Annotated in this window: 6 protein-coding genes; all 6 read left to right on the top strand. The window is 38.9% G+C overall.

The features are described 5' to 3' along the window. On the top strand, positions 1-913 hold a 913-nt coding region (locus tag LHW48_04125; protein ID MCB5259646.1), incomplete at its 5' end, for an SDR family oxidoreductase. A gap of 71 nt (positions 914-984) precedes the next feature. After that, complete coding sequence (locus tag LHW48_04120; protein ID MCB5259645.1) at positions 985-1,359, top strand: four helix bundle protein; 375 nt, start codon at positions 985-987, stop codon at positions 1,357-1,359. A 67-nt stretch (positions 1,360-1,426) separates the two neighbouring features. After that, positions 1,427-2,179 (top strand): hypothetical protein, encoded by a 753-nt coding sequence (locus LHW48_04115; GenBank protein MCB5259644.1) that lies wholly within the window; start codon positions 1,427-1,429, stop codon positions 2,177-2,179. 80 nt (positions 2,180-2,259) lie between these two features. Further along, positions 2,260-2,643, top strand: a complete 384-nt coding sequence (locus LHW48_04110) for a VanZ family protein (protein MCB5259643.1) — start codon at positions 2,260-2,262, stop codon at positions 2,641-2,643. A gap of 248 nt (positions 2,644-2,891) precedes the next feature. Further along, entirely contained in the window at positions 2,892-4,490 is a 1,599-nt protein-coding gene (locus LHW48_04105; GenBank protein ID MCB5259642.1) for a sugar transferase, read from the top strand. 122 nt (positions 4,491-4,612) lie between these two features. Next, positions 4,613-6,174 (top strand): hypothetical protein (locus tag LHW48_04100; GenBank protein ID MCB5259641.1); only part of this gene is annotated, 1,562 nt, incomplete at its 3' end.

Raw genomic sequence — 6,174 nt, 5'->3', positions numbered from 1 at the left:
AGGCGGGGCCGGCTTCATCGGCTCAAATATCGTGTCCGAGCTGCTCAAACAAGGGCAGCAAGTAGTAGTACTGGATAATTTTGCCACAGGTAAGCGGGAGAACATTCTGCCTCTGATGAAGAATGCAAATCTGACCATGATCGAGGGAGACCTACGTAGCTTTCACATAGTAAGATCGGCGGTGAAGGGAGTGGATTACATCCTGCATCAGGGTGCATTGCCCTCAGTACCGCGTTCGATTAACGATCCGATTACTTCAAATGACGTGAATATCTTGGGTATGCTAAATATCCTGGAAGCGGCGAAGGAATTTGGCGTGAAGAGGGTTATCACAGCTTCATCCTCATCGATCTATGGGAATAGCGAGACTCTACCCAAGGTGGAGAGTATGCCGGTTAATCCTTTATCTCCTTACGCACTTACAAAATATGCCCAAGAACGCTATTGTCAGATCTTTTCGCAGATATATGGATTGGAGACTGTAGCGTTACGTTATTTCAACGTGTTTGGACCGAATCAGGATCCCACCAGTCAATATAGTGCTGTGATTCCGAAATTCATCAAACTGATTATGGCGGATAAAGAACCAGTGATCTATGGTGACGGTAGTCAATCTCGCGATTTCACTTTTGTAGAAAACAACGTATGGGCAAATATCCAAGCTTGCACTGCACCGAAAGCGGCAGGGCAGGTGATCAATATAGCTTGTGGAGAACGCTATACTCTGATAGATTTGGTGAACATGATCAATGAAATACTGGGAAAAAATATCGAGCCCAAGTTTGAAAAAGACAGAGCCGGAGATGTGAAACACTCACTGGCGGGAATAGATAAGGCGAAGGATTTGCTTAATTACAAAGTTCGAGTTGATTTTAGAGAGGGACTCCAGAGAACGGTGGAGTTTCTTAGATAGAACGCAGATTTAGAGGGTTATGGGTTATGGGTTATGCGTTATGGGTTATGCGTTAGGCGTGAGAGATAGATATGTTACATACTGATTTAGAAGTATACAAGCTCAGCTTGGTAATGGTTAAGAACGTTTATGAATATACGGGCAGCTTTCCCAGAGAAGAGATATACGGATTAACCTCACAAATGAGGAGAGCTGCTGTATCTGTACCCTCAAACATAGCTGAAGGTTGTGGCAGAAGCAGTAACAAAGAGTTGCTGAGGTTTCTTGATATAGCTTTAGGATCCTTATCCGAGCTTGATACTCAAATGGTGATATCTGATATGCTGGGTTATAACAAGTCTTCATCGCACTTTGAGGCAAACAGGGAGCAGCTTAAAAGAATCCGACAAATGATTATCAATCTCATGAAGGCTCTCAACAAGAACACTGTAACGCATAACGCTTAACGCTTAACGGATAACCCTACAACTTAAAAACTTTATAAAATCCTACCCAATGCCAGTTTAAAGTTATATGAATGTAAAGCTAAATCTCTTTCTTAGTAATTTGATAGATCGGTACAACCACTTCATGGAAGGGGATATCAAACTAAGCCATTATCAATCGTTTTTAGAGAGTGTAGAGCGGTATAAAAAGCTCAATGAGATATATTTACATGTTGCTCGGTTAAAGAAGCCGAGCTTTTTTATATTACATCATGATATATATACTAACTACACCCGCATGATGGAACTGGCTCAGCTTGAGCACTCTTTGGGTTGGAGTTCCACATATTTTGTCCCGCAGGATACAACCCCATTAAATAAAGAATCAGCTCGAGTTTTATGGAATATGAAACACGATCTTGGCTTATTATACAATAGCTTAGACATTATTTACCAAGAAAATCCTAAGATTTCTGAACAAGATAAGATAAATAAAGCTTGGATGCATTATAGGAATACGTTAACTAAAAATTTGGAGCTTAATTTCACGGTTGCTGCCAGCTATAGAAGAGCTTTGGGGATTGATAATGCAAGGTTATGGCGAGACTTTAACTATAGGCAGATGCATATTCGATGCGATGCTGAAATGGATTTATGTGAAAAAGAAACAGTATATTTTATCATATCCGGATATAAGGTTCGCTACCTATTACGCAGATGTGATGGCAGCTTTTTTGACGTACGACCCGGTTTGAGGATAGATGGAGTTCGTGATTTGGGTAAGCGCTTGAAGCAAGGGAATATGGTAGATAGGGTCATAGTTAGGTTTATTTGGCGCTAGAGTTTGAAAGTTTTGCTAAGTAGTATTAAGATATAAAGTGCATATAACAAGATGATTATTGGAGCAATAATTTGGGGAAAGTGAAATCTAATCTTCTTTGGCTATGGTTGCTGATTTTGGTATTAATAAATGTGATCCCAATCGGGAATGAATCCAATAAGAGTTTGAGCTGTAACAAAATGCTGATTTTCCGCTTGGACTATCTGGTACATACTCTGATGATTCTTTGTTTTGCTTGGCTATGGATGGTATCCAGAGTTCGGCGTTTAAGTTTTTTTAAGCAGCATGAATTCATTAAATTTTCAGGGATTGTACTTGCTACTGGGATAGGACTAGAATGTTTACAACTATATATCCCTTGGCGCAGTTTCAATCCCCAAGACATGTATTATAACATAGTTGGAGCCATTTTGGCGATGATGTTTATTCTAGTTAGTAAAGTAGTGGAAAGGGGCAGATTGTAACTATATATTATTGATGGCTTAGCTAAGTAATTAATAGAAAAGAGTTGAACAACAACAAGCGAAAATAAGTTATCGGCAGAATAAAAAACTGTTGACATCCCAAGCACTTATTTTTTACCTGTTACAAATTGGACTACTCGGATAAAGAACCGTGAGAATATTATTGAATTCCAAAAGATGTTATTGGGAAAGTATAATGCAAGTTATTTGTGGTATTAAGGGTTTTAATGAGAGGTAGATGAGGTAAGATGAAATATAATCTTAGTAAATACAGCATGTTTTTGCTCGATATTGCTATAGTTGTAATTTCATTTCTCTTGGTAGCAAAGCTACGCACCGGTACCCGTGTGATTGTTGCTCGTTATGGTAGATCCCTGATCCCGTTTATTATCATTTGGATCGGTTCCGGAGTTTGGGGTTTAAAGTATTCGTTAAAAAGCATAGAGAATGGGGCAGAACTACTTAAACGATTATTCAAATGTGATGCCGTTGCCATCATGTTGCTCTTGATTGCTATGTATGTTTTTGGCAAGTTTCATTATTCCAGATATATAGTGTTGGGTACGATTCTCGGAGTAGTAACTCTAGAATTATTCATATTTGTTGGGTTTTACTATGCTTTCCGCTTCCACAAAGAGAATAAAACTTATGCTTCTACTGGATTGCTTACTCGCTCGAAAGACATGGAAGATTTACAGAGTCCCAAGTTCTATCTGGAAGAACAAAAACAGATTCCGGTTATTTCTTGCGAAGCTTACGTTCCGCCATTTTCGCAAGCTATCCCTGAGGATAGCATCATGGTGCCCCTATTTCAGAATTATTTAAAAGATCAACATGAATTGCTGGAGTTTATTAACGACTATGTGGATATTAGCCGCTTTAGTAAAAGTAAAACTTTGGTTCTTAACAGCGAGACATTTTTCAATATTCAAAATGAAGCAGAAGAAAGCCGGCATCTCTTTATTAACTTACATCAAATAAATGACTTCCGCCGTTTAAATGCGTATATTATCAGGGTAAATCAAATGCTGGCACCTGGCGGAGTATTCATCTGCAAGGGGCAGACTATTACCGAGCGGAAACATCGCTTCTATAAGAATTTTACTCCATATTTAGGCAGAGTGATCTATTTTGCAGATTTTTTGTTCAGGCGCGTAATGCCCAAGATACCAATACTGCAGGGGTGGTATTTTGCTATTACCAACGGTAAGAATCGAGCTCTTTCGGAAACTGAGATCATGGGCAGGTTTTATTTCTGCGGTTTTGACTTGATCCATAAGCGCGAAATCAACAATCTAATGCACTTTATCTTGCGTAAAAACCGTGAACCGAGGGATGATCAAAATCCCACATATGGACCCTTGATTCGTCTTAAGCGTAAGGGAATAGAAGGCAAGACAATATATGTAAAGAAGTTTAGAACAATGCATCCTTATAGTGAGTATCTACAGGCATATATTCACGCTACAAACAATTTACAGGAAGGCGGAAAATTCAAGAATGACTTTCGTGTTACTTCATGGGGCAAGGTGATGCGCAAGTTGTGGATAGATGAATTACCTCAGTTTTTAAATTTCTTCGCTGGAGAGTTGTCTTTGGTTGGGGTTCGAGCCCTAAGTGATCACTATTTCAGTTTGTATCCTTCGGATATGCAAGAACTGAGGCTTAAGGTGAAGCCAGGTTTGTTACCTCCGTTTTATGCTGATATGCCAAAAACATTCGAAGAAATCGTTGAATCAGAGCGCCAATATCTAAAAAAGAAGATGGAGCATCCACTAAGAACAGATTGGGTGTATTTTTGGAAAAGCGTATGGAATATTATTATCAAAAGGGCACGATCAAATTGAATTTGTATAAAAGCCCCATATAAATCCATCCGGTCTCATGTTGGATTTTGAGAGTAACTATGAAGTATTTGTGTTTTATAACTTTGTGTTTGATGATTTGTTGCCTACTAAATGCAGTTGAAGTGCAAAACATACAAGCTTCAGCTATCTCTGATGCGGGCTTTACAGCCAGTTGGGATTCAATAGCCGGCGCAACGGGATATGAGCTGGAGATACAGGAAGGGACGCATTTTTTCAATGATTTCGAAAGCATTTCTACCTTTCCTGAAGGATGGGGTATTCAAGATGCCAGAATCTATGAATATCAAAGTTACGCATATTCAGGATCATGTTTTGGTGTAATTAGGGATGTGGAAGCTTACGTAAGAACACCTTTACTTAATAATCCGGGTTCTCTAACTTTCTATGCGCGGGCACCAGCTCGAAATTCAGTATTTGAAGTTAGAGTACAGATCTCATCCAACGGTAATTATTGGGATGATATAGAGCAATTGAATGCTGTAGAGAATGATATGGGTAATGTAGGGTCATCCCATAGAAAATACCACTTTGAAATCAACCAATCTGGTACTTATTATCTCCGTTTGTTTATGCCGTCAATCCTAAGAGGTGGCTTCTATTTTGACGATCTCCAATACACTGAATTAAGCCCATCAAATCAAAGCAAAATTTACACAACAATATACCCTGCCTTTAGGTTTGTCAATCTATCTGAACAAGAAGATTACATCTACAAAGTAAAACCTATTATTCAGGATGGTGATTTCTCATATTATAATGGCTTAGAAACCACTGCTTATGAAGCATCAGTAGCAATGGGAAGCGCAATTTGGGATAATCCTGCAGAACTTAGCCTTAGTACGGATTTTGGTGTTTCTACTCATATAATCAACATAACTCCATCAAACATGGGATTATATGATTACTCTGCCGAGATTGAAGAGATGCAGGGTGTATTTCATTATACAGTACATTCTGATTCTACAACAGCACTAATGGGAAATTACAGCATTACCCATATGAATCTAACTGCCAATGGAATTGAAGTATTTGGAGCGGAAATAGCCAACGTTGTTTTTTCGTCGGGGACTACTACATTCACGCTTAATGAGATGAATACCAAAGGTAGTGTTGAAATTATATTAGAGACTATTGAAACGCTTCCGGTGTTTCTAAATCGTTTTGAGGTTACTCATACTACATCAAAGCTATGCCGATTAAGCTGGCAAAGTGCTACAGAAACAATGCTTGCAGGCTATTATGTGTTTCGATCGATCGATAATAACTTGTCAAACGCACAGCAGGTTAGCGGATTAATCCCTGCAGTAAACAGCTCAACTCCTCAAATGTATATTTTTACAGATTCACTGCCCATATTCCCTGCTTATTACTGGCTTCAAGCGTTATCCTATGGAGGAGAAGAGCAGTCCTTCGGTCCGCTAATTGCGGAATACCATACTGAGAGTAATGCGCCACAAGAAGTAATGAGATCCTCCTTAACACTGTTTCCCAACCCGTTTGAGATAGATACTCAGCTTAGTGTAAGTTTGGCAAAAAACGATGACCTAAACTATAAGATTTACAATACCAGAGGGCAATTGATCAATTCAGGTTGTTTAGGAATGTTTGCAAAGGATACAACTCAAAAAAATCTAAGGATAACAGATAGAAATGGCAATAAGCT

The organism is Candidatus Cloacimonadota bacterium, assembly GCA_020532355.1.
In the GTDB taxonomy this organism is placed as follows: domain Bacteria; phylum Cloacimonadota; class Cloacimonadia; order Cloacimonadales; family Cloacimonadaceae; genus UBA5456.
This window is presented reverse-complemented; position numbering and strand designations above follow the sequence as displayed.

Excerpts from the sequence above, each read along its gene's own strand:
- LHW48_04120 (MCB5259645.1), top strand. The coding sequence starts at position 985 with ATGTTACATACTGATTTAGAAGTATACAAGCTCAGCTTGGTAATGGTT.
- LHW48_04115 (MCB5259644.1), top strand. The coding sequence starts at position 1,427 with ATGAATGTAAAGCTAAATCTCTTTCTTAGTAATTTGATAGATCGGTAC.
- LHW48_04105 (MCB5259642.1), top strand. The coding sequence starts at position 2,892 with ATGAAATATAATCTTAGTAAATACAGCATGTTTTTGCTCGATATTGCT.